This is a genomic window from Rhodoligotrophos appendicifer (genome assembly GCF_007474605.1).
Taxonomy (GTDB): domain Bacteria; phylum Pseudomonadota; class Alphaproteobacteria; order Rhizobiales; family Im1; genus Rhodoligotrophos; species Rhodoligotrophos appendicifer.
Genome location: NZ_VHKL01000014.1, coordinates 51,894 through 76,111 on the forward strand (window position 1 = coordinate 51,894; position 24,218 = coordinate 76,111).

At 64.5% G+C, this 24,218-nt stretch carries 18 protein-coding genes and 1 pseudogene; 5 read left to right on the forward strand and 14 right to left on the reverse strand.

The features are described from left to right. Nucleotides 1-36: 36 nt before the first annotated feature. Genes FKM97_RS23885 through FKM97_RS23895 form a run of 3 tightly spaced genes read left to right on the forward strand, consistent with a single transcriptional unit; the run spans nucleotide 37 to nucleotide 5,489 of the window. Nucleotides 37-1,167, forward strand: coding sequence for an efflux RND transporter periplasmic adaptor subunit (locus FKM97_RS23885; protein ID WP_205015294.1), 1,131 nt, complete (start codon nucleotides 37-39; stop codon nucleotides 1,165-1,167). Further along, the gene (locus FKM97_RS23890) at nucleotides 1,164-4,262 is read left to right on the forward strand and encodes an efflux RND transporter permease subunit (protein WP_144294981.1); all 3,099 of its coding nucleotides are present in this window, start codon (nucleotides 1,164-1,166) and stop codon (nucleotides 4,260-4,262) included. The genes FKM97_RS23885 and FKM97_RS23890 overlap by 4 nt, the downstream gene beginning before the upstream one ends. Nucleotides 4,263-4,301: 39 nt before the next feature. Continuing rightward, nucleotides 4,302-5,489, forward strand: coding sequence for an acetyl-CoA C-acyltransferase family protein (locus FKM97_RS23895; RefSeq protein WP_144294982.1), 1,188 nt, complete (start codon nucleotides 4,302-4,304; stop codon nucleotides 5,487-5,489). Nucleotides 5,490-5,574: 85 nt separating this feature from the next. On the opposite strand, the gene FKM97_RS26435 is transcribed toward FKM97_RS23895, so the two are convergent. From FKM97_RS26435 to FKM97_RS23920, 6 genes are all read right to left on the reverse strand, one after another. Continuing rightward, nucleotides 5,575-5,745, reverse strand: coding sequence for a hypothetical protein (locus tag FKM97_RS26435; RefSeq protein WP_170241114.1), 171 nt, complete (start codon nucleotides 5,743-5,745; stop codon nucleotides 5,575-5,577). A gap of 188 nt (nucleotides 5,746-5,933) precedes the next feature. Beyond that, nucleotides 5,934-6,287 (reverse strand): RidA family protein, encoded by a 354-nt coding sequence (locus FKM97_RS23900; protein ID WP_144294983.1) that lies wholly within the window; start codon nucleotides 6,285-6,287, stop codon nucleotides 5,934-5,936. A gap of 163 nt (nucleotides 6,288-6,450) precedes the next feature. Beyond that, a complete protein-coding gene (gene chrA / locus FKM97_RS23905) occupies nucleotides 6,451-7,641 on the reverse strand; it encodes a chromate efflux transporter (protein WP_144294984.1) in 1,191 nt (396 codons plus the stop codon). A gap of 46 nt (nucleotides 7,642-7,687) precedes the next feature. Next, nucleotides 7,688-9,562 (reverse strand): potassium transporter Kup, encoded by a 1,875-nt coding sequence (locus FKM97_RS23910; RefSeq protein WP_144294985.1) that lies wholly within the window; start codon nucleotides 9,560-9,562, stop codon nucleotides 7,688-7,690. Between the two features lie 185 nt (nucleotides 9,563-9,747). After that, nucleotides 9,748-11,547: an adenylate/guanylate cyclase domain-containing protein gene (locus FKM97_RS23915; RefSeq protein WP_144294986.1), complete on the reverse strand. Its 1,800-nt coding sequence runs from the start codon at nucleotides 11,545-11,547 to the stop codon at nucleotides 9,748-9,750. 56 nt (nucleotides 11,548-11,603) lie between these two features. Continuing rightward, nucleotides 11,604-12,551, reverse strand: coding sequence for a LysR family transcriptional regulator (locus FKM97_RS23920; protein ID WP_144294987.1), 948 nt, complete (start codon nucleotides 12,549-12,551; stop codon nucleotides 11,604-11,606). Between the two features lie 111 nt (nucleotides 12,552-12,662). Between FKM97_RS23920 and FKM97_RS23925 the strand changes: the two genes are divergently transcribed. Beyond that, nucleotides 12,663-13,124, forward strand: a complete 462-nt coding sequence (locus FKM97_RS23925; protein ID WP_144294988.1) for a DoxX family protein — start codon at nucleotides 12,663-12,665, stop codon at nucleotides 13,122-13,124. A gap of 8 nt (nucleotides 13,125-13,132) precedes the next feature. Continuing rightward, nucleotides 13,133-13,663 (forward strand): VOC family protein, encoded by a 531-nt coding sequence (locus FKM97_RS23930; RefSeq protein WP_144294989.1) that lies wholly within the window; start codon nucleotides 13,133-13,135, stop codon nucleotides 13,661-13,663. Nucleotides 13,664-13,722: 59 nt separating this feature from the next. On the opposite strand, the gene FKM97_RS23935 is transcribed toward FKM97_RS23930, so the two are convergent. The 8 genes and pseudogenes from FKM97_RS23935 to FKM97_RS26445 all read right to left on the reverse strand — a co-directional run. Beyond that, the gene (locus tag FKM97_RS23935; protein WP_144294990.1) at nucleotides 13,723-14,646 is read right to left on the reverse strand and encodes a DMT family transporter; all 924 of its coding nucleotides are present in this window, start codon (nucleotides 14,644-14,646) and stop codon (nucleotides 13,723-13,725) included. A 428-nt stretch (nucleotides 14,647-15,074) separates the two neighbouring features. Next, nucleotides 15,075-17,210, reverse strand: a complete 2,136-nt coding sequence (locus FKM97_RS23940; RefSeq protein ID WP_144294991.1) for a lytic transglycosylase domain-containing protein — start codon at nucleotides 17,208-17,210, stop codon at nucleotides 15,075-15,077. Between the two features lie 130 nt (nucleotides 17,211-17,340). Then, on the reverse strand, nucleotides 17,341-18,126 hold the full coding sequence (gene rlmJ, locus FKM97_RS23945; RefSeq protein WP_144294992.1) for a 23S rRNA (adenine(2030)-N(6))-methyltransferase RlmJ: 786 nt from the start codon (nucleotides 18,124-18,126) through the stop codon (nucleotides 17,341-17,343). A gap of 125 nt (nucleotides 18,127-18,251) precedes the next feature. After that, complete coding sequence (locus FKM97_RS26600) at nucleotides 18,252-19,157, reverse strand: SH3 domain-containing protein (protein ID WP_205015295.1); 906 nt, start codon at nucleotides 19,155-19,157, stop codon at nucleotides 18,252-18,254. A 99-nt stretch (nucleotides 19,158-19,256) separates the two neighbouring features. Continuing rightward, nucleotides 19,257-19,685 (reverse strand): BA14K family protein, encoded by a 429-nt coding sequence (locus FKM97_RS23960; protein ID WP_144294993.1) that lies wholly within the window; start codon nucleotides 19,683-19,685, stop codon nucleotides 19,257-19,259. A 77-nt stretch (nucleotides 19,686-19,762) separates the two neighbouring features. After that, entirely contained in the window at nucleotides 19,763-21,064 is a 1,302-nt protein-coding gene (locus FKM97_RS23965; protein WP_144294994.1) for a hypothetical protein, read from the reverse strand. Between the two features lie 126 nt (nucleotides 21,065-21,190). After that, nucleotides 21,191-23,566, reverse strand: a complete 2,376-nt coding sequence (locus tag FKM97_RS23970) for a calcium-binding protein (RefSeq protein ID WP_144294995.1) — start codon at nucleotides 23,564-23,566, stop codon at nucleotides 21,191-21,193. Between the two features lie 116 nt (nucleotides 23,567-23,682). Continuing rightward, a pseudogene (locus FKM97_RS26445) lies at nucleotides 23,683-24,218 on the reverse strand (hypothetical protein); the annotation flags it as partial.

The following is a 24,218-nucleotide window of genomic DNA, read 5'->3' on the forward strand; positions in this document are numbered from 1 at the left end:
GCCCCGAATTGCGGTGAGGATGCGGCGCTGAGACGATTGTTGACCCGATTGGAGCAGAGGCGCTTCCCCGCGTCGCGTGCGGCGCTGGTGCTCGCCTGTGTCGCGGCGATGTCTTGTATGGCAACCGCCGTCTCGGCCCAGACGCCGGGGCAAATTGTTCCCGTGGACGCGGCGCGCGTCGAGATGCGGCAGGTCACAGAGGCTCTCTCCGCGGTGGGCGAGCTGACGGCGAACGAGTCGGTCGTGATCCGACCGGAAATTGACGGCCGAATCGCTGAGATCCACTTCGAGGAGGGGCAGAGGGTCGGCGTTGGCTCGCTGCTGTTTACCCTTGATGATGCCCTGTATCGGGCGCAGGTCGCGGAGGCGGAAGCCAACCTCGCCTTGTCGAGGCAGAATGATGATCGCGCCGAGCAGCTGTTCAAGTCCCGAGCCGGCACGGAACGCTCCCGCGATGAGTCGCTGGCTCAGCTGCGCATCGCCGAGGCCCGCCTGCAGATCGCTCAAAAAAACCTGGGCGATACGAGGATTTTGGCACCTTTCGACGGCATCCTTGGTCTGCGCAGCGTCTCGGTCGGCGCCTATGTGACCAAGGGGATCGATCTGGTGGATCTGATTCAGACGGATCCCCTGAAGGTCTCCTTCCAACTGCCGGAGCGATTTCTCGCCCATCTGAGTGTGGGGCAGGGGGTGGAAGTGACGGTTGACGCTTTGCCCGGCGAGAAATTCGGTGGCCGCGTCACGGTGATCTCGCCCAGCATTACCATTGCCGGCCGGTCCTTGAGTCTGCGTGCCGAGATCAGCAATCCCCAGGACCGTCTCAAGCCCGGCCTTTTCGCCCGTGTGAACCTCACGGTGGCGCAGCGCGAGCAGGCTATGCTTATTCCCGAGACGGCCCTCATGCCCCGGGGCTCCGAACAGTTCGTCTACCGCGTTGTCGATGGCAAGGCCCAGGAAACGGCGATCAGGATCGGAGTGCGCAGGGCGGGGGCCGTTGAAGTCGTGGGTGGCCTGAACCGGGAAGACGTTGTGATCACCGGCGGCCAGCAGAAGCTCCGCAACGGCAGCGCGGTGAAGGTCGTCGGCGGCTCCGCGGCCAGCCCGCCGGTCACCACCGGCGGCACCCAGGGCACCACTGGCTCCCCCACCGCGGCGGCCAAGTCATGAAACTGTCCGATACCTGCATCCACCGCCCCGTCTTCGCCACCGTGCTGAGCCTGGTGGTGGTGCTGATCGGTCTCGTTTCCTACGACCGCCTGACCGTCCGTGAATATCCGAACATAGACAATCCTGTCGTCAGCGTGTCCACGAGCTACCCGGGTGCCAGCGCCGGTATCATGGAATCGCAAGTCACCAAGATCCTTGAGGAGAGCCTCGCGGGGATTGAGGGGATCGACTTCATGACGTCCATCAGTCGGCAGGAACGCAGCCAGATCACCATCAACTTCAAGCTGGATCGCGATGCCGATGGGGCGGCCGCCGATGTCCGCGATCGAGTGAGCCGGGTGGCGCGTCGCCTTCCCGAGGAGATCGACCCGCCCGTCATTCAGAAGGTCGAGGCCGACGCCCAGCCGATCATTTTCCTGTCCTTCGCATCCACGAAGCACAGTCGCCTCGAGCTCAGCGATTATGCTGATCGTTACGTGAAGGATCAGCTTCAGACCCTCTCGGGCGTGGCTGAGGTCCGCATCTATGGCGAGCGCCGCTATGCTATGCGCCTCTGGCTCGATCCGATGCGCCTCGCCGGCTACAATCTCACCGTCCAGGATGTCGAGGATGCTCTGCGTCGGCAGAATGTCGACATCCCGGCCGGTCTGGTCGAGGGCAGGGACCGCGAGTTTACCGTTCTGTCGCGCACCAACCTGGCCACGGTTGAACAGTTCGATGATTTGATCGTCAAGCAGGCCGAGGGCTATTCGGTTCGCCTCAAGGATGTCGGCCACGCCGAGCTCGCCGCTCAGAACGAGCGCATGTTCGCGCGCTTCAAGGGCGACAATTCCGTGACCCTTGGCGTGGTCAAGCAGGCCGTCGCCAACCCGCTGGACGTCTCCAACGAGATCCGGGAGGTCTTGCCCCACATCCGCGAGGGCCTCCCCGACGGGATGACCGTCAACATCGGCTACGACAAGTCGATCTTCATCGATAAATCCATCGAGAACGTCTACCACACCATCGCCGAGGCCGTGGTCCTGGTCGTTCTCATCATCTTCTTCTTCCTGCGCTCTCTGCGCGCCACGCTGATCCCCATCGTCACCATTCCGGTGTCCCTCATCGGCGCCTGCGCCCTGATGCTGTTCTTCGGCTTCACCATCAACACCCTGACGCTCCTGGCGCTGGTGCTGGCCATCGGTCTCGTCGTCGACGACGCCATCGTCATGCTGGAGAACATCTATCGCTATATCGAGAAGGGCCTGACGCCCACCGAGGCGGCCCTGAAGGGCTCCCGTGAGATCGCCTTTGCGGTCATCGCCATGACCCTCACCCTCGCGGCCGTCTACGTGCCCATCGGCTTCATGAGCGGCAAGACCGGCAAGCTCTTCACCGAATTCGCCTGGGCTCTCGCCGGTGCGGTGCTGATTTCGGGTTTCGTGGCGCTGACCCTGTCGCCCATGATGTGTGCCAAGCTGCTCAAGGCGAACCACAATCCCAATGTTCTCTCTCGCGGGATCGAGCGCTTTCTCGACGGTATGACCAATGGCTACAGGCGGCTGCTGACCGCGTCGCTCAATGCCCGCTTCCTCGTCGTGCTTCTGGGCCTCGCCGTCTTCGGATGCGGCGTCTATTACTACACCATCCTCCGCGCCGAGCTGGCTCCCTATGAGGATCAGGGTGTCGTCATCGGGATCATCCAGGGTCCCGAAGGCGCCACCATCGAATACATGGACAACTACGCCCGCCAGGTCGAAGCCATTTATGAAAAGGTCGGCGAGGCCCAGAGCTACTCCGTCATGGGCGGGTTCCCCACCGTCTCGGAGGGCAATTCCTACCTCGTCCTGAAGCCCTGGGACGAGCGCCTCCGCACCGCCCGCGAGGTGTCGACCCAGCTGCGCGGCGAGATGTTCGGCATTCCCGGCATCAACGTCTTTCCGGTCCTGCCGCCCCCCTTGGGCCAGCGTGGTGGCTCCAAGCCGCTGGAGGTCGTGATCCAGACCTCGGCGACCTATGCCGAGCTGGACAAGATGGTCCGCACCGTCCTCGATGCGCTGGCCGACTATCCTGGCCTCAGCAATGTCGAGACCGACATCGAGCTCAACAAGCCCCAGGTCGAGGTCTCCCTCGACCGCGACAAGGTCGCCGATCTCGGCATCGAGGTCGACACCATCGGCCGCACCCTCGAGACCATGCTCGGCGGCCGCCAGGTCACCCGCTTCGAGCGCGAGGGCAAGCAATACGACGTCATGGTCCAGCTTGCCCGCTCCGACCGCTCCGCTCCGCAGGATCTGGAGAACCTCTACGTCCGCACCTCCACCGGCGAAATGGTGGCCCTCTCGAATATCGTGACCATCACCGAGGTGGTCGCCCCTCGCGAGCTGAACCATTTCAACCAGCTCCGCTCCGCCGAGATCACCGCCAATCTCGGCGAGGGCGTGAGCCTCGGCGAGGCTCTGGCCCATGTCGAGCAGGTCATCCGCGACACGCTCCCCGCCAACACCCAGATCGACTATTCCGGCCAGTCCCGCGACTTCAAGCAGGCTGGCGCTGACATCTATCTGACCTTCGCCCTCGCCCTGCTCTTCATCTACCTCGTCCTCTCCGCCCAGTTCGAGAGCTTCATCGATCCCTTCATCATCCTGCTCACCGTCCCCCTCTCCATGACCGGCGGCCTCGTCGCCCTCTATTACGCGGGAGGGACGCTGAACATTTACAGCCAGGTCGGCTTGGTCACGTTGATCGGCCTGATTTCCAAGCACGGCATCCTCATCGTCGAGTTCACCAATCAGATCCGTGAGGAGGGCAAGTCCGTCCGCGACGCCGTCATCGAGGCCGCCACCCTCCGCCTGCGCCCCATCCTGATGACCACCGGCGCCATGGTACTCGGCGCCATCCCTCTGGCGCTGGCCAGCGGTGCGGGCGCCGAGAGCCGCCATTCCATCGGCTGGGTCATCGTCGGCGGCATCTCCGTCGGCACCCTCTTCACGCTCTTCGTCATCCCGGCGGTCTATTCCCTATTGCGGCGTGACAAGCAGACCGCCCATAGGCTACATGGCCGGCAGGAACTGCACGGGGCCGGCAGTCACCACGGCGTGCAGCCTGCGGAGTGATCGCCCGGCTCAGCCTCTTGGCAAGCGAGGGAGATCGAAATGATTGGGCGCGAAGTAGTCATCGTCAGCGCGGTAAGGACCGCCATCGGAACCTTCGGCGGCACGCTGAAATCGGTGCCCCCGACCGAGCTTGCCGCCACCTGCACCCGGGAAGTTCTCTCCCGCGCCGGTGTCGCCCCCACTGAGGTCGGCCACGTCGTCTTCGGCAGCGTCATCCAGACCGAGCCCCGCGACATGTATCTTGCCCGCGTCGCCGCCATCGATGCCGGCATCCCCGTTGAGGTTCCCGCCCTCACCGTCAACCGCCTCTGCGGCTCCGGCGCCCAGGCCGTCGTCTCCGCCGCGCAGTCAATCATGCTGGGCGATGCCGATGTCGCCATCGCCGGCGGTGCCGAGAGCATGAGCCGTTCGCCTTACAGCCAGACGGGAGCCCGCTGGGGCGCCCGCATGGGTGACGTCGCCGTCGTCGACATGATGCTCGGCGCCCTGAACGATCCCTTCGGCCATGGCCATATGGGCGTGACCGCGGAGAACGTGGCCCAGCGCTACCAGATCACCCGCGCCGATCAGGATGCCTTCGCCGCCGGCAGCCATCGCAAGGCCGCCCACGCCATCAAGGAAGGCCGCTTCAAGAGCCAGATCGTGCCTGTGGAGGTGAAGACCGGCCGTGAGGCGGTGCTCTTCGATACCGACGAGCATGTCCGCGCCGACGCCAATCCGGAGCAGATGGCCAGCCTGCGCCCGGCCTTCAAGAAAGACGGGACCGTCACGCCCGGCAATTCGTCGGGCATCAATGACGGCGCCGCCGCCTTGCTCCTGATGTCGGCAGAAAAGGCCGCCGCTCTCGGTCTGAAGCCCATGGCCCGCATCATCGGCTATGGCCATGCCGGCGTCGAGCCTTCGGAAATGGGCCTGGGCCCGATCCCTGCCGTCCGCAATCTGATGAAGTCGACGGGCATGACCATCGACGATTTCGACGTCATCGAATCGAATGAAGCCTTCGCTGCTCAGGCCTGTGCCGTGTCCAAGGAGCTGGGCTTCCCCGCGGAGAAGACCAATCCCAATGGCGGGGCGATCGCTTTGGGTCATCCGGTCGGCGCCTCGGGCGCCATCATCACCGTGAAGGCCCTCTACGAGCTGGAGCGCGCCGGCGGCCGCTATGGCCTGGTCACTTTGTGCATCGGGGGCGGGCAGGGCATCTCCCTGGCCGTCGAGCGGTTGAACTGAGCTCCGCCTGGCGGCAAGGTCGCGGCATGATCCCCGGCTCTGAACCGGGTATGATGCCGCGTCGCGAGGCGAAGGCGCGTGCCCGCTACAGGCCAGGCACCAGGCACCCGATGGCCAGGAGCACATAACCTCCCAGCAGCATCCACAATGCGTAGGGCGAAAGCATGGGTATGGCCAGGAAGACGGCCAATACCGCCAGCAGCGTCAGCAGCAGGGACGCGACGAAGATGATGAAGGTCGGCGGGTTGAGATGCATCGGATCCTCTCGGGAAAGGTGAACGCCTAAGGACCCAACTTACGTGATTTCTACTTAAGGTTGTTTTACCGCCTCTGTCAACACCCGCCATGCATGTCCCGGATCGCTGCCACAGGACGATGTGCCGGTTGGCAGGCAAGGGCGCCTCAGACGTCAGTCTCCGTCGGAGGCCCCTTGGCCTGCGCGCGTTAGATCGCAGCGGTCAGCATGATCTCCACGTCATATTCTGGACCGGCAAGCTTGGACTCCACGCAAGCCCGCGCCGGCGTATTGCCGGGGGCGACCCAGGCATCCCACACCGAGTTCATCTCGTTGTAATATCCGATGCTCGACAGCCAGATGGTGGCCGTAATGATCTTCGATTTGTCCGTTCCGGCTTCCGCCAGCACTTCGTCGATTTGCTTGAGGATGTCTTTCGTCTGTTCGGTCACCGATTTGCCGGCTGCATGATCGTCCGCGACCTGGCCTGCGAGATAGACGGTGTTTCCATGGATGACTGCGTTGGACAGCCGCTTGCCTACGCCAAGGCGTTTCAATGTCATGATGGTCTCCTGATGATTGGCCGGAAAGCGTGGCCTGACCAGCATGTAACCCACCCCGGCATCCGACAAAACCCCTCCTGTGCCTCCTGCGCCGTCAAGGGGACTTTGCTCGGTGCCGTGCGTCCCTCCGGACAGCCGGAAGACGGCGCCTCGAAGCACTCCGTCATCCCAAGGCGATCCCTGTCGTAGACAGAAGGGCCACCACCAGGATCGGCGGCGCGCTCCACACGGTCAACAACAGGAACCCGGCCAGCGCTGCCGCGAAGTCTTGCGGCGTGAGAACTGCGCTTGTCCACAGCGGATCATAGAGCGCCGCCGCAAGAATCCCCACGACGGCGGCATTGGCCCCCCGCATCCCCGCCTGCACGAGCCGCCGCTGACGCAGGAAATCCCAGAAGGGCAGCATGCCGTAGACCAGCAGCAGCCCGGGAAGGAACAGCGCCGTCAGGGCCAGGAGTGCACCCGTCACTCCATTGGGACTCACGGGCATCAGCGCGCCCAGATACGCAGCGAAACTGAAGAGCGGTCCTGGAACCGCCTGCGCGAGCCCGTAACCGGTCAGGAAGACGGGGTTGGTGATCCACCCGGGCGGGACCACCTCGGCCTGCAGCAGCGGCAGGACGACATGGCCGCCCCCGAAGACCAGGGCTCCTGCGCGGTAAAAGGCGTCGAACAGCTCAACGGCGCGGTTGCTTCCGGTGGCGGCCCACGCCGGGAGCAGGACCAGCAGGCTGAGGAAAAGGATGAGCGCCACGGCGCCGGCTCGGTGCGATATGGAAAATTGATGCGAGACGAATTCCGTGTGTTCCCGGCTGCGGCAAAGCCAGAGCCCCGCGGCCGCCCCCAGGAGGAGCGAGAGGATCTGGCCTGCCGATGTGCTGAAGAATAGGACGATGACAGCGGCTGCCAGCGCGATCGCCGCGCGCTGCCTGTCCGGTGTGAGACTGCGCGCCATGCCGTACACGGCCTGGGCGACCACGGCCACCGCTACGAGCTTCAGCCCGTGGACGAGGCCGGCTCCCCAGCGCCCTTCCAGCGCGGTTGAGCCATAGGCGAAGCCGATCATCAAGATCGCCGACGGCAGGGTGAAGGCGGTCCAGGCGGCGAGTCCCCCGAGCACTCCTCGGTGCCGCAACACGCCGAGGGCGAAACCCACTTGGCTGGACGCCGGTCCGGGGAGGAATTGGCAGAGCGCCACGAGATCGGCATAGCCCGCATCGTCGAGCCATTTTCTGCGGGTGACGAGTTCCGCCCGCAGATAGCCGAGATGCGCGATCGGCCCGCCGAAGGACGTGAGCCCCAGCTTTAGGAAGGCGAAGAAGATCTCGGGCAGAGAACCAGCGACGGATTTCATGACCGGCAGCCCGCCCCTTCACTGTCCCCGGCTCTTGCGCCGGCAGTCAGATCTCTATCTGTCGACCCAATTCGACCACCCTGTTGCGCGGTATATGGTAGTATTGGGTGGCGTCGCTTGCCAATCCGGCGAGCGTGATGAACATCTGTTCCTGCCACGGCGGCAGGTCGGGACGACTGGATCGTACCAGAGTCTCTCGGCTCACGAAGAATGACGTGTCCATCATCGAGAGTGCTTTGCCGATTCCGCTGCAATGGGCGAGGGCACGCGGGACATTCGGGCTTTGGATGAAGCCCGTATAGAGGACGATCTTGTGCACGCCGGCGCCCAGATCCTCATGGGCCAGGCGTTCGTCATCCGGGACGATGGGCACCGCCTCTGTGACGACGGTCAGCACGATCACCCGCTCATGCAGGACCTTGTTGTGCTTCATGTTGTGCAGCATGGAGGCAGGCACGATGCCGGTGCGGCGGGACAGGAAGACCGCCGTCCCCGGCACCCGGACCACGCGGCTCGTGGCCAGCCCTCGGACGAAGTCGATAAGATGCAGGCTGTCGCGCTCGATCCGTTGCGTGAGCGCCTGTCGGCCCATCCTCCATGTCCACATGACCGAGAAGGCGAACGCGGCGATGACGATCGGAAACCAGCCTCCGGCGATGATTTTGAGGCTGTTCGATGCCAGGAACATGAGGTCGACGAAGAACAGGACCGCGAAGAAGGCGGAGATCAGGACGGGGTGCCACTGCCAGATGTAGATTGTGACGAGCAGCAGCAGCGTCGCGTCCACGAGCATCGCCGACACCACTGCGATGCCATAGGCGGAGGCGAGGTCGTCGGAGGATCCGAAGCCGATGACGACCAGGGTCACGGCGGCCATCATCAGCCAGTTGACTGCGGGAAGATAGACTTGCCCCTGCTCGTGCTCGGACGTATGGCGAATTTCGAGCCGTGGCAGATAGTCGAGCTGCACCGCTTGGCGGGTCAGCGAGAACACCCCCGAGATCAGCGCCTGTGAGGCGATCACCGTGGCGAGCGTGGCAATCACCACCAGCCCCGGCTGCGCCCAGGTAGGGGCAAGGTGGTAGAACGGGTGCTCCAACGCGGAGGGGGTGCGCAGGATCAGGGCGCCTTGACCGAGATAGTTGAGCACCAGCGCCGGGGCCACGCCGCAATACCACGCCAGCCGGATCGGCTTCCGGCCGAAATGTCCCATATCTGCGTAAAGTGCCTCGGCACCCGTGACGGCGAGCACGATCGCCCCCAGGGAGAGGAAGGCGGGGATGGGATAGGCGATGAACAGTTCGATCGCGTAATGGGGGCTGAGTGCCCTGATGATGCTGGGCGACTGCACGATCTGAAACAGACCGAGGGCGGCCAGCACTGCAAACCAGATGCACATGATCGGCCCGAACAGCCGGCCGACCCGCGCGGTGCCTGTCCGCTGGACCATGAACAGGGCGACGAGGATGACGATCGCGATCGGCACCACGAATTCCGACAGCGCCGGTGCGATCACATGAACGCCTTCCACGGCGCTGAGCACGGAGATCGCGGGAGTGATGATGCCGTCGCCGTAGAAGAGGGCCGCCCCGACCAGCGACAGGACGATGGCGATCTTCTTAAGCCGGCCGTTGTTTCTTGTGCGGAACAGAAGCGATGACAGCGCCAGGACGCCGCCTTCCCCTCGGTTGTCGGCGCGGAGCAAGACGGTCACATAGGTGATCGTCACCAGGATGATGAGCGACCAGAACAGCAGGGACAGCACGCCGAGCACGGCAGCTTCGTTGAACGGCAGGCCGCCAATGTCGGAAAAGGCCACGCGCATCGCGTAGAGCGGGCTGGTGCCGATATCGCCGAAGACGACGCCGATGGCGGCGATCGTGAGCGCCGGCACCCGGCTCTTGGCTGAAGAAGTTTGCATGTGATGAGGCCGAGCCCGTCAATGACCGAGGCGGAAATGAGATGCTTTTCGCCTGATGGGCGTCAAGGCAGTGCTGACAATGGCCATATGGCATCGCCACGGCGCAAGGCACGTGATTTTATTGCACTGCAGCATAACCCGCATTGCATGGCTTGCCGATCCCCCGTCTCCACCCGGACGTCCCGTCACTCTAGCGGAAGTCTATACACTTCCACCATACAGTTCATTCCCCTTATTCGATAGCTCCCCATGGCTTCCGGTCGGAAACTATCCGGAAGTGCTTTTGCGGTTTGTTCCGTGATCAGGATCGTCACCGGGTCGTCGGGCGCGCAGTCCTTTCCCAACTGCTCGAACCGTTGAGCCAGGTTCACGACTTCCCCCACGACCGTGTAGTTGATCCGCCCGGGCGCGCCGATATTGCCGACGAGGCCGCGGCCGGAGCTCAATCCGATCCGCACTCGCACGGGCTCGTCACTCGCGCTGTTCTGAGTGAGCTTCTGAGCCAGCAGGAGAGCGGCGCGTGCCCCTCGCTCCGCATGATTGGGCTGCGAGCCTGGCGCGCCCCAGAAAGCCATGACGCTGTCCCCGATATACTTGTCGATGGTGCCCTCGGTCGCATCGATGCAGGCGCCCACTTGCGAGAAATGCGCATTGAGGAAATCTGCCGTGCCTGCCGGTCCCAGCCGGCTCGCGATTCCCGTGAACCCCACGATATCCGTGAACATCACGGTCACGTCCTGCTCCTGCGCCGCCGTGATCGTCTGGTCGTTCGTCAGCAGACGGTGGACGAGCGCCTTGGGCGTGTAGACCTCGAACCACCGCAGCGCCGAGACCATGGAATTGAACGAATTGGCAGCCACGTCGATCTCTCGGATCGGGCTGTGGGGCAGGCGCGGGACCTTGGCGAGGTCGAGCCCGCTCACCCGTGATGCGGCGTCCGCCAGCCGGATCAGTGGCCGGCCCATGCCGCGGCCGATGAAGATGGCGGCGATCACGGCGATGATCAGCAGCAAGCCCGAGATGAGGGCGATATTGGTGAGCCGGGTGATCTCCGCTGCACCGATGGCCCCGGGCACATGCAAGCCCACCAGCCACGGCGTCTTGCCGTAGCGGTTGAGGGTCCGGTAGACGAAGATCTGCGGCTCTCCTCCGACGTCGAGAATGTGGCCGGACTCATGCGTCGGCAGCAGGAAGCTCAGCGGCTCGCGCTCGCGGCTCCACATCTCAGCCAGCACCGGGTCGCCGACTTGCGCCAAGGTCGGCAACGGGTCTTCCTGGCTGCTGCCCCGGAACCCGTGGATCAGCAGCGGATGGGCCAGCACGTGGTCCCGGCCATAAAGGATGAAGGGTGTCGTGCCTGCATAGGCTACCTCGGAGATGTCCTCCGACAGGTCCCGTGTGGCGATCACCAGCAGCAGCGTCCCCTGGATCTCGCCCTTCACCTCCACCGGCAGGTGGTAGACCAGCAGGGTGTCCTGGAACAGCTCCGTCCACAGCGGCGGCAGCCAGCCGGGCTCGCGCGCATCCTTCAGCGCCTCGATCCCCGCCGCCACGTCCGGCCGCCGCGACCAGTCCGCAAACCGCGTCTGATCCTCCCGCCGCCCCACCCGCACCAGGCTCAGATCATTGTAGAGGAACGCGATTCCCTGGATCTGCGGCGAGCCGGCCAGGCTCATGCGCATCGCCAGCGCCAGCGCCGTCCGGTCGTCCAGCAGGACTTCCCCCGCCTGGATCGTCTGCAGCAGGAAGCGTCCGGTCTCTTCCACCGGGTCTAGATAGCTGGTGACGCGATCCTCGCTGGCCTGCGCCACCAGGTCCACCTTGTCGCGCATGAGCGTCGTCGTGTTCTCGATGGCCGCGTCGATGCTGAGCCACAGCGCCGATCCCACGGCCATCAGCATCAGCAGCCCGAGTCCGAGTCCGAAGACTGCGCCCAGCGGCAGGCGCCCGTCCCCCAGCGAACTTCTCCATGAGCGGACGGACATTCATCACTCGCAATCAGCCGCAACGGGGCACCAATAGGCACGGGCGCCTCGCCTTGTCAAAATCCTCCGGCTGATCGGCCCGCTGCATCGAGCCCCCGGTCCCACGGCGGCACCGGAGTGAACCGCTGCGCCAGGAAATCGATGAACGCCCGCACCCGCTCCGGCACGCGCTGCCCCGGCGCATAGACGGCATAGATCCCATCGATCTCGATCGGCGGCTCGTCCAGCGTGAGCGGCACGAGCGCCCCCGATCGCACGGCGTCCGCCACCAGGAAGGTCGGTTGATAGATGATCCCCTGGCCCCGGATCGCGGCTGCCACCAGCGCATCCCCGTTATTCGCCTGCAGGTTTCCCGAAACTGCCGCCATGCGCTCGCGCCGCCGCCCGAACGTCCAGCGCCGGTGCCCCACCACAGTCGACAGCGTATAGCTCAGGCAATTATGCTCCTCGAGCTCCTCCACCCGCGTCGGCGTTCCATGCTCGGCCAGATATCGCGGGGCCGCGCAGACCAGGGTGCGGCAGGGGGCCAGCCGCTTGGCGATCAGCGCCGAGGATTTGAGCGAGCCGATCCGGATGGCCAGGTCCCAGCCTTCCTCCACCAGATCGATCAGCCGGTCGTTCAGCCCCAGATCCACGCTGACCTGGGGCGCCTCTGCCGCGAAATCCGCCAGCAAAGGCGCGATCTCCCGCGTCCCGAACGAGACCGGTGCATTGAGCCGCAGCATGCCGCGCGGCTGCGATCGGTCTTCGGTGATGGCGGCTTCCGCCTCCTCGATCTCGAGCAGCAGCCTTGTGCAGGCCTCGAGGAAATCCCGCCCCGCATCCGTCAGCGAGAGCCGGCGCGTCGAGCGGTTCAGCAACCGCGTATTGAGCCGCCGCTCCAGCGCATTCACATGCTTCGTCACCATGGTCTGCGACAGTCCCAGCTCCCGGGCGGCCGCCGAGAAGCTGGCCAGACTGGCCACCCGGGCGAAGACGGTCATGCTGGTGAAGCGGTCGAGCATGGCGCAGCATCTCACACTCCTGGTGTGAGGTCTTCTCCGAAATGACCCAATTCACGGACTGTTCTCCTGGGTTTATCGTGTCGCCTGCACACTATTCCTGGAGCAGGCCTCATGATCGATTCACGCACCGCACCCTATGGCGCCCTGCTTCTGCGGGTCGCGCTGGGACTCATGTTCCTGGCTCATGCCGGCCTGAAGATCTTCGTCTTCACCCCCGCCGGCGCCGCCCAGTTCTTCTCCAGCCTGGGCCTGCCCGCAGCGTTCGCCTACCTCACGATCGCAGCCGAGGTTCTCGGCGGTCTGGCCCTGATCCTCGGCATCTGGACCCGCGTCGTGGCGATCCTCCTGACCCCGATCCTGATCGGTGCCATTGTCCTGGTCCATGGCGCTGCCGGCTGGCAGTTCAGCGCCCAAGGCGGAGGCTGGGAATTCCCGGCCTTCTGGATCGTGGCGCTGGTGGTCCAGGCCTTGATCGGCGATGGCGCCATGGCGTTGAGACCCCTGAACAAAGTCTACCCGGTCATCGGCCAGCCCGTCACCCGTGGCCCCGCCACTCGTGGCCCCGCGCGCTGAGGAGACGCATGATCGTGACCGACGCCCAGGCCCCCGACCGCGAGCAGGCTCTCAAGCATCCCGGCCATCCCGTGGACCCCGGAGTTCGCATCGGCCATGTGCATTTGAAGGTGGCCGATCTCGACCGCGCTCTCGACTTCTATTGCGGCGTCCTCGGCTTTGCCCTGCAGCAGCGTTATGGGGATCAGGCCGCCTTCGTCTCGGCCGGCGGCTATCATCACCATATCGGCCTGAACACGTGGGAAAGCCGCGGTGGCCGTCCCCCCGCGCCGGGGACGACGGGCCTGTTTCACACCGCGATCCTATACCCCACCAGGGCGGCCCTGGCCGATGCGCTGCGCCGCCTGGTGAAGGCCGGGATCCGCCTCGACGGCGCCAGCGACCATGGAGTGAGCGAGGCCCTCTATCTCCGCGATCCCGATGAGAACGGTGTCGAGCTCTACTGGGACCGTCCTGAAGCGGAATGGCCGCGCCATCCCGATGGCAGTCTGAACATGTTCACCGCCCGCCTGGACCTGAACGACCTGCTCGCCCAGTGACCTGTTGAGGCCGGCGCAGTCTCGGCCTGCGCTCGCGAGTTCTGCGGGGCTTGCCCTCGCTAGTTCTGCGGGCCGACGGATTTCGGCGTCTTCACCCGCGACGGTCCGAGCTGGCGCTCTCTGAACAGGATCAACAGTCCCGCCGACACGATGATCATTGCCCCGATCAGTACCGACAGCGTCGGCACGTCGCCGAACAGGGCATACCCGAAGATCAGCCCCCAAAGCATGGTGAGATAGTCGAAGGGGGCGACCGTCGATGTGTCCGCATGGCGATAGCTTTCGGTCATCGCGATCTGGCCCAGCCCGCCCAGCAGGCCGGCGGCGATGAGAAGCGCCGCTTCCGTGGGGCTTGGCCAGACCCAGCCGAACGGCAGGGTGAGCAGTGCGAGCAGGGAGGCGTTGAGGGAGAAATGCAGGACGATCGCCGATGTGCGTTCGATCGTCAGCAGTTTCCGGACCAGGATCATCGCCAGGGCGGCGAACACCGAGGAGGAGAGGGCGCTGAGCGCCCCCACCCCCTGCGACATCTCCATGGTTCCCTCGCGCAGCAGCGTCAGGTTTGGCCAGACGACGACGAGGATGCCGGAAAAGCCGATGATGACGGCGGCCCATCGGATCAGCCGCACCGTCTCCCCGAGCATGACGATGGCGAGCAGCACTGCGATCAGCGGTGTCGAATAGCCCAGGGCGAAGGCTTCCGGCAAAGGCAGCAGCCCGACCGCGACGAACCAGCTGCCCATGGACAGCACGCCCACGAAGCCTCGGCCGAAATGGCTGAGATAATGCCGCGACAGCAGGGCAGACATCAACTCGCCGCGATAGATCAGCAGCGGCAGGATCGGCACCAGGGCGAAGAACGACCGGAAGAACACGGCCTCGCCCGCAGGAATCTGTGGCGAGACGGCCTTGATGCAGGAGATCATTGCCGTGAACAAGATCGTGGAGACGATCTTGAGGAGAATTCCCCGGGTCGGGTTCATGGGAGGCGTCAGCTTTGGAGGCGGCACCGCAGGCGGGCAACGATATCCAACAGAATCATGCCCTCAGCCCCATGTCGAGGATAAAAGCTCGCCCAGTAGGCACGAAGCCACAACGCTGCCTTGCTCCCGTCATCCCGGACGTGGTGCAGCGCAAAGCGGTCCCCGCAACCGTCATCCCGGACGCGGTGCAGCGCGAAGCGGTCCCAAAAACCGTCATCCCGGACGCGGCGCAGCGCAAAGCGGTCCCCAAAAACCGTCATCCCGGACGCGGTGCAGCGCGAAGCGGTCCCCAAAAACCGTCATCCCGGACGCGGTGCAGCGCGAAGCGGTCCCCACAACCGTCATCCCGGACGCGGTGCAGCGCGAAGCGGTGCTCCGCAGATCCGGGATCCCGTCCCGCAGGGGCTGCAGCCTCAAACCGCCCCCCGCTACTCGCAGGTGATGACGCCCGCCTTCACGACCGATTGCGAAACCTGGCAGGAAGCTTGCCTCTGCAGGTCGCCTTTGAGGCTCCGCTGCAGGCCCACGAACAATGTGTCCGGCCGCTCCTCGCGGAAGCGCGCGCGATAGACGTTCACATTCTCCATGACGCGCTTCACGTAATTGCGCGTTTCGCTGAAGGGAATCAGTTCGATCCAGTCCAGCAGGTCGATTTCACCCTTGCGCGGGTCGCCATATTCCTCGATCCACCGATTGACCGGGGACGGACCTGCATTATAGGCGGCCAGCACCATGGCATAGGAGCCGTCGAAGGTCCGCAGGAGCTCATGCAACAAGGCCGAGCCGAGCTGCACATTGTAGTCCGGGTCCGTGACCAGTCGCGGCAGGTCGTAATCCGCTTTGTAGTTTCGGCTCAGTCCCTTGGCTGTATTCGGCATGATCTGCATCAGGCCGCGGGCCCCGGCATGGCTTTCTGCCTTGGGATTGAACTCGCTCTCCTGCCGGATCACCCCGTAGACCAGCGCCGGCTCCGGCGCGGCGGTGAGGTGATCATGGGCGTAAACCGGCGTCGGGAAGGTCTCGGCTCCGAGGTCGATGCCGTCTTGCGCTTCGGCCTTGGCAAGTCGCACCGCCACATGCGGCCATCCCATCCGGGAGACCAGACCGGCGATGGCCGACTTTTGCTCTCTTGTCTGCGCCTTTTTCATCAGCGCGCCGAAGAACATGGGGAGAAGATCCTCGCGGCCTGCTGAGGCGACCAGCCGCGCAGCTTGGAAGACTTCGTCCTTGTCGAGCTGAGCCAGAGAATCGACCGTTGCCGAGCTTCCCAGCGCCACCGTGTCGGCGACTCTGGGCCAGCCGAGCCTGTCCCGCGCGAGCTGGCCATAGAACGTCTCCGGGTGACCACCGGCGAGAGCATAGTGCTTGCTGGCCTCGGCCGGCTGCCCCATGGCGTCATAGCTTCGTCCAGCCCAATACTCGCCCTGGGAGATGTTGACGGGTCTGTCATTGCCCTTGGAGAGCGTCACGAAATGCGGAAGCGCCTTCTCCGGCTCCTTCAGGAACCGCAACGCGATCCAGCCTGACAGGAACTCTCCCTCCACGAAGGGAAGTCCGCTGTCATTGCCATGTGTGCTGGCCAGCTGATAGGCCTCGCGCCACGCAGTCCCGCCATTTTGCTTCAGCGCGTGCCGTATGAGTTGTCGCTTCTCTTCCCACCAGGCCTCCGCATCGAAGCTGCCGGAATCGCTCGGTTTCACGGCGAGAGCGGTTTTGCGGGCTTCGTCTTCCTTGTCCGTGAGCCGCTGATAGCGGGCCATGGCATAGCGCATGGCCGCCTGCGATTTGGCGCTGGCCGGCAGCTTGTTGTAGAGCTTGAGCCCCTCTTTGTGACCCTTGGAGAGGCTCAGGGCTGCCTTGGCGATCTTCTCGTGATCTTTCGAGATCCGCTTTCCCGCGCGCAATGCCCCCGAAAGGTCCCCGGCATAGATCCGTCGGGCGAATCTGGCCTTGTGATCGGTCTCTGTCAGCGTGCCTTCTTCCGCCTTCAGGATGGTCTCCTCGAGCGAAGCGGAAAGGGTCTCGGATTGCCACATCTCCCGGATCAGCTTTGCAGCGACCTCGGTCTTGCCCAAGGCACGCTGCGCCCTTGCCAGAGCGAGCTTGCCAGAGATCGTCTTCGGCGCACGCGTCTTGAAGAACTCTGTGACGGTCTCCGGTGTCCGCGTCCATTGCCAGAGTGCTTTCTCCGCCCGGGTGCGCATGGCGTCCGCTGCGGGCCAGCCCGGATGCTCGTTCAGGAAGCGGGTGATCTCCTCGAAGGCGCCGTCATGGTCGACGAACAGCGTCTCCCTCCAGGCCAGCAAGCCGGACACGACGGGATCCTGCGCAATCGTCTGATAGACCCGCGCCATCTCGAAATTGTCGCGAAGGACCTCGCCTGTCGCCTTGATGCGGGCGATTTCCGGGGTGAGCTCCCGAGGTTGGTAGATCTCCGGATGCGTCAGGATCGGACTCGGAGGTGCGACTGCCTCTGCTGGAATGGATACGCCGGCTGTCAGCAAGGTCGCTACGGCGACGCTGAACCCGCGAGGCGTGAGGACACGACGTCCGCCCCACTTCATCTATGACAACCCCTCTGAACTCAATTACGCGCTATCCGGACACTTTGATGCGGATGCTTTTTGATGGTGACCCCGATTGCTTAACGGTTGGTAACCATGGTGCAGACAGCCCTCGGGCCGCGGCAGAGATCTAGGCGTGATTTTCGCTCTGAATAAGGCAGCTGTCAAATTTTTCGGCCCCGAGCTCCGCCGGCAGGTTGATGCCGATGAGGCCGCTTCCCCTCAATCTGGGCGAGAGGGCAGGGGGAAACAGTACCTCATTCCGGATATGCCGTGAGCCCAGGGAGGCTTCGACAGCACTGATCAAATTGACGTGTAGCCCTGCCGTGAGGATCGGATACCAGACCAGCATGCGTGTTTTCGGCGCCCGCTGCAGCACGGAGGTCACGAAGCGGCCGACGGCGGCATAGTCCGCTTTCACCTCGTAGCTGGGGTCGATGAAGACCATTCCGGTCCCGCGTTTGGCAGGGAGCAGCCGGAGCACCTCAGTGAGGCCGTCCGCCTTCTGGATCCGGACGCCTTCCCCGGCCAATGTCTTGGTCAGTCCCCAATGCTCCTTGGGATGCAGCTCGAACAGAGTGAGGGGATCGTGCGGCCGCAGCATCATGCGCGCGATCAAAGGTGAACCGGGATAGGCCGCTGGGCCGTGAATCTTCCTGACCTTGCGGATGACCTCGAGATAGGGCTCGGGGAGCGGAGCATCCTCGGCCATGAGCCGGATAATCCCCGCGTCGGCTTCCTTGGTCTTGCGGGCTTCCGGCGTCGTCAGGTCGTAGAGCCCGCTTCCAGCGTGGGTTTCGAAATAGGCGATGGTGTCATCGGCCTGCTTCGCCGCGGCAAGCACGCTGGCCAGGGCCGAGTGCTTGTGGACGTCGGTCAGGCCGCCGGCATGATAGGCGTGTTGATAGGACAGCATCGCTTTGCTCTAGCAGGCCGAGGCAAGGGCCGCCAGAGGCGGCCCGTAAACTTACAGAAAGGCAGGGACCGCCAAGGGCGGCCCACACCTTACGGAAGGGAGCGCCGCCAAGGGCGGCCCGCACCTTACGGTGCGCGCCACTGCCCGCCACCACCGCCACCGCCGCCGCCGCGCATTCCGCCGCCGCCGCCATCCCGCATGGACCGCCCGCCGCCGTCATTGCTCGAGCGAGGCGCTTGCATCCGCTGTTGCTGCTGGGCCCTCGGCTGCTGCTGGACCCTGGGCTGCTGCATCCTCTGCTGCTGCGTCCTGGGCTGCTGCATCCGCGGTTGTTGGGCGCGGTTGGGCTGGCGCACGCGCATCTCCTGCGAAGAGTTGCGGTTGACGCGCTGCCGCTGTTCCATCCGCTGCGGCGACTGCATCCGCTGCTTCGACTGGTTGCGGAAGTAATAGTCGCCCTGCTGCGGCCGCGGCTTGGCATCCGGCCTGTTCGGCCGATCCGGCCTGTCGGGTCGATCGGGCCTGTCGGGTCGATCCGGCCTGTCCGGCCGATCCGGTTTGCCTGGCTTATCCGGCCGACCGGGCTTGCCAGGTCTGCCCGGCTTCCCAGGCTTCCAGTGATGTCCGTGATGGTGCCAATTGCCCCGGTTGGGATACCAGGGGCGATACCGGTAGTAATCATACCAGTAGTCTTCGATGTAGAAGTCGACGACCGGCACGCCGATCTCATAGGCATAGTCCGGCACATAGACCGCCTCGCCCTGGTAATCGGCCCATTCCAGATACCGCGCCGACACCCAGCCGCGGTTGTCGCCCCAGGAGGTGTCGCACCAGCCATACCCTTCGGTGCAGCCGTAAATCTCCACCGGGCTCCGCGCTGGAATGCTCGCTACGACCGGGTAATCCGCCGCCGGTCCGGCCCGCATATTCACATTGGCCGTCGTATAGGCATTCGCCGCATACGCACTATTGGCCCCGAAAGCCGCCAGCAGCAGGGTCGCTGCCGCGGCGAGGACGCTCCGAAAACTCATCGCTCCACTCCGAACTGCTGCACGCGGCAAGGCCGGCGGCTGCATCCAATCCTTTCCGATCAGATAAGACCGCCGGCCTGCCATTGCGAGGGGTGGGGCCTAGTACGGCCCGACGCACCGGTGTCGGTAGCCGTCATATCCCAGATAGGTATCGGTCCGCGGATCGTAGGAGCGGTACCTGTTCATGCAGTATTGGACGTGGTTGCCGCCGCCATAGACCACCGGCGGCGGGGCGTAATAGGGCTGCGGAGCCGCATAGGCCCCAGCCCCCAGCCACCACGGCGCGCTGTAGTAATAGCCGCCATAGTAATGGCCGAAGCCGGGTCGCGCGTAACGGTATCGCGGCCCGTAGCGATGCGGATAGTAATGGTGCCGGTAGCGCACCTCGGTCGCCTGGCTGACGCCGCCTTGGGCCGTCACCGCAATGTCCCGGCTTGCGGTGCCGAGCCCTGCCGCTATGGCCACGTCTCCCCCGGCAGTGCCGACCAGCACCGCCATTCCGAGCGCCGCAAGCGTTCCTCTGATCATGGTTTGCTCCATTGTGAGCCTGTCACGCCGCCATGATGCGCATGCTGCAATGAACCGGGCATGAATCCAGCCGCGGTTCACCCCGCTGCATCCGGCCAGACGACCGCCACGTCGCGGATGCTGAACCTGTCTGCCTGCACGATGATTTCGGCCACGGGATCGTCTCCCGGCGCGGCCCCCCACAGCTCGACCTGCCAGAAATTGGTCTTCTCCGGATCGACCGCCGGCCGCAGGTCCGGGTCCAGCCCTGACAGCATCGCCTCGACAGCTTTCGGATCCAGCCTCTGATAGGCGACCAGCTCGTCCACCGGCAGGGCCCCGTCGCCCCAGTCCCCCCGCGCTTCGGCCTCGTTGGCGAATCTGAAGACGATGCTGTCCTCGCCCGACTTGAAGTTCCACAGGAAGCCCGCAGCGCCGGCAGCCTCACCCACCTCCTGGGTCATGGCCTCGGCCCACCCGTCCTGGAGTCGCAGCACGTCGCCGCCATGCGGGCTCAGCATCGCCGTCAGCCCATCCTTGGCCGTCCCCGCCGCCCAGAGCGGCGCGACCATTGCGGTCGTCGCCGGCGCGACCACCGCGCCGCCTTGAGCCGCGCCGCCTTGCGCCGCCTCGGCGCCAGGAAGCCACTGCGCCGCCTGGGCGCCAGGAAGCCATCGCGGCGTCTGATCCTCCCAGGCGCCGCCCTCCCAGCTTCCCCGCCACAGCGGCGGTTGTGAATAGTCCGGCAGGGGAGGGGTCGGCCCCTCGGCCGTCAGGAAATCCTCTCTTCGGATCTCCCGGTCGGACACGATCGTCACATCCGGGATCGCGTCGCCATCCGCATCGAAGAGCGCGATCCACGGTGGCGGGGGAGCCTCCTCGGTCGCCCTGGGATGGACGTCCCGCCGATAGACCGACCATTCGCCGGCGGTCCCCGTGAAGCCGTTGCCCTCATTCACCCTTTGCCCATGCGGCAGGTCGCCGAAGGAGATGAAGGCGATTTTGTCCTGCCCGGTCTGGAAGCCCCGGACGGCGAGGATGTTGTCTTTCGGCAGCTGGCTGACCTCGATGAGGAGGATGTCCTGGTCAGGACTGGCCATGACGCTCGGGTAGAGCTCTCTCGGCGCGAAGATGTTCGCCGATCCCCGAGGCCCCGGATACCCCTCCAGGCTCATTGCCTCATGATCCATCTCGCCATGATGGTCGCTCATTCCCACGACCAGGACTTTGTTGTCTTCGAGCCCAAAGCTGGGTTCTAGCGTATTGCCCTGAGCAGCCTCGTCGAGGACCTCGAGGCGCCGTTGCAGGGCCGGTCGCAAATCGAGCAGCGTCTCGTACTGGACCGGCTCCTGCCCGTTGGACACAGGGAGTCGGGTGAAGATCGGGTTTGAAAAAATCATGATGAACCATTGATTGAGAAAAATTGAGACGGCGGTGGTGAGGCGCCGGCGGGGTCTGTGACCCGTGCCGGCGCTCGCGATTGTGTCGCGCGGGGAGCGGTCTGACCGACGCGCTCACCGGTTGCGTCAGGCGATGAGATGGATGTTGTCCGTGGTGAAGCGGTCCGTCTCCAGGATGGCCGTGAACTCGGCTTTCCCGTCCCCGTCCTCTCCATGAAACTCCACGCCCACATACTTGCGGTCGCCGTGGAGCTGATGGTGCGGGACCCCGGCCACGAACACGGCAGCCTCCTCGCTCTTCATTTCGTAGAAGATGACTTGGTTGAGCGCCGTGGGTGTCCGGCTGTTCGAGGTTTCGGCGAGCGCTTCGCCTTTGGCGCCGAAAATCGCGACGCCGTCTTTCTCCGAGTCGAATCCCCAGAAGACGACGCTGCCCCCATCCTTCTGCTCGGCGAAATGAGCCACGAGCTCCGGATTGGCCGAACCGGTCACCAGGTCGATATTGCCGGCGCCGAGAATCACGACCGGAGCACAGCCCGTATCCACGCTCCTGTGCAGACCGAGGTCGTTATGCTTGATGTCGCCCATCAGGCTGTGGGTGAAGGCGTTCCGGACGTTCAGAACACCCGCGGTCTCGAGAGACTCGCTCCCTTCGGCCTCGTTGCTCGTGAACGCGATCTGCTCCCTGGCCTGGAGGCGCAGCGTATCGGCGTCATACTCCAGCTTTTGCTGCAGTGTGAACGGCCTGGCCTTGTAGCCGTCGATGAAGCTGAGCGTATCGTCCTCGCCGCGGACCAATATGTCCGCAGCCACCGGCGCCCCGTCGCGGAACGCGACGGTGAAGTCGGCCGCGCCGTCGCCGTCATTGTCGAACTGCGCGAGCCACGGCCCCTCTGCCTCCTGGTACAGGATCCACTGCTGCGGAGTTCCGTCGAAGGTATCGCCTTCCTTGACGCTGTGAGCGCCCTGGCCTTTGCTGAAATAGAACGCCCCGAGCGTGTCTGAGCCACTCTGGAACCCATCGATTTCGAGACGGCCTCCGGGCCGGCGCTCTTCTGGAAGCAGCACGAAGACGTCTCGTTGGCTACTGGCGACCACCGTCTCGCTGTCCGCCAGAGGCACATACAGGTTCAGCTCTGCGGCTGGACTGGATTCAACGAGCTGAAGCGGTGTCTCTGAGCGGCCGATTCGTCCACCGATCGAGCTCAGGACCCCCTCATGCGCGTGCACCGATGTGGTCGACGTCCCGCAAGGGGCTGCTTTGTCCAAATGGACCATGTCGTTGTAGAGGTCTGGCATGAGCTGGGTCACCCGCTCGTGCGAAGGTCTCTCGACCACGGGTTCCTTGTCATCTTCATCGCCACGAGGATTGCTGACTGGGTCCTCGGGTGAGGGAAGCGGCCTTCCGTCGCCATCGTTCCCGCTGCCGGCTGGGCTGCCCCCGTCGTTGCCGGCGGGCGGAATCGGCTGGCCATCTCCGCCTAAGGCGATGGTGACATCACCGCCTGTGGCGCCCGCCCCGTTGGAATCGTCAGGTGGACTCGTGACCTGAGTGTCGGGAATGGGCATGCCGTCATTGTCGCTCGTAGGGAGCGCCGTCGGAGGATTGCAGGGGAGGGTGCCGCAATTTTCCTTCAGGGGAGGCAGGGGCAGGGCCTGCGGGGAGGGAGAATCGCCACGCTGCTCTGTTTGCCCGATGATGTTCAGAGGGCCGAAATTATGACCGGGGACCATCCACGTGGCATCGGATTGCCGATCCCCGTCAGCATCATACTCGATTCGGGTCCAGCGGGCGTCGAATCTGTCCGTTTCCCGACGGATCACATAGGATCCTGCTTCCCCCGAAAAACTGTCGAAGGAGACCGTGTCGGTGTCGGTGAGCAGCGAGTTGCCGACCGCGGCTATGAAGTCTTGGGCGACATTGAACCCGTGCAGGACCTTGACTCCAGGATCGCTCCGTCCGGCAACGTGCACATGGATGTCCCTGCCGGTCGTCCCCCAGCTTTCGTCGTTTCCATCATAAGGCATGAAAATGGTCGGTTGCCGTGTGTCCACGCCCCGGGAAAGCAGGACGTCGTCACAGACCGTTCCTTTGATGACATTGGCGAAGCCTGAGCCGCCGGTTGTGTAAGTCGGATCCAGGTTGGCTTGGCGGATGGCATCGAGACTCAGGTGGAGGCTCTGGATTGCCCCGTCTCTGGTGACTTCATCCATTTTCACCTCGGCGCAAGGCAAGGCCTCGCCTTTGTCTTGTGGGCCCCGCAGGGCGGTGAAGAGCTTCTCGGCCGCTTCCAGGAACCGGTCTGTCCGCTGGCTCAACTCCTCAGTGCCTGCCACCAGCCTCTCGCGGCTGGCAGGGGCGCCTTCACCGGCGGGTGCGACGGCTTCGGAAATCGCTGCGACGCCTTCGCCCTCTGCGATCCTCTTGAAGAAATTGATGATGTTTGTGGCGCCATTCCACCAACTGGTGGGCTGACTATGGTCGGGGGATGCTGGGTCCATGATCTCACCTGTGAAATTTTGTGACCGAGAGCCGCGGGCGGTCTGGCTCTTCGAGGGGGAGGAAGAAGGGAAGGGGATGATTGAGCGACGGCTCGATCATCCCGCTCTCTAGGCGATCAAAGGAAATAGGAGTCGGGGGATACCTGCGGGGGCTCGGTGATCTGCCCGTCTTCCGATGCCGCCGGGATCGAATTTTCTGCCGGTGTCCAGCTGAAATAATTGAGGAAACTGCCGAACCACCCGCCATGACCGCCGCCATATCCTGCGGATGAGTCTCGGGTGTCTGCTCCGGCCGACGGATCGTCACCAAGCAGGTCCTCCTCGGCGTCGTCGGGCTTCTCGCCACGCTCCACCTTGTCCTTGGGGGTGTCGCTTGCATCGACGGCGCCGCCCGGCTTGGCGGCCTCGCCTGGCTGGTTGTTCTCGCCTGCGTCGGCGGGCTCGGCTGGCGAGTTGTTCTCGCCTGCGTCGGCGGCCGCTGCTGGCTGGTTGTTCTCGCCTGCGTCGGCGGCCGCTGCTGGCTGGTTGTTCTCGCCTGCGTCGGCGGGCTCGGCTGGCGAGTTGTTCTCGCCTGCGTCGGCGGCCCCTGCTGGCTGGTTGTTCTCGCCTGCGTCGGCGGGCTCGGCTGGCGAGTTGTTCTCGCCTGCGTCGG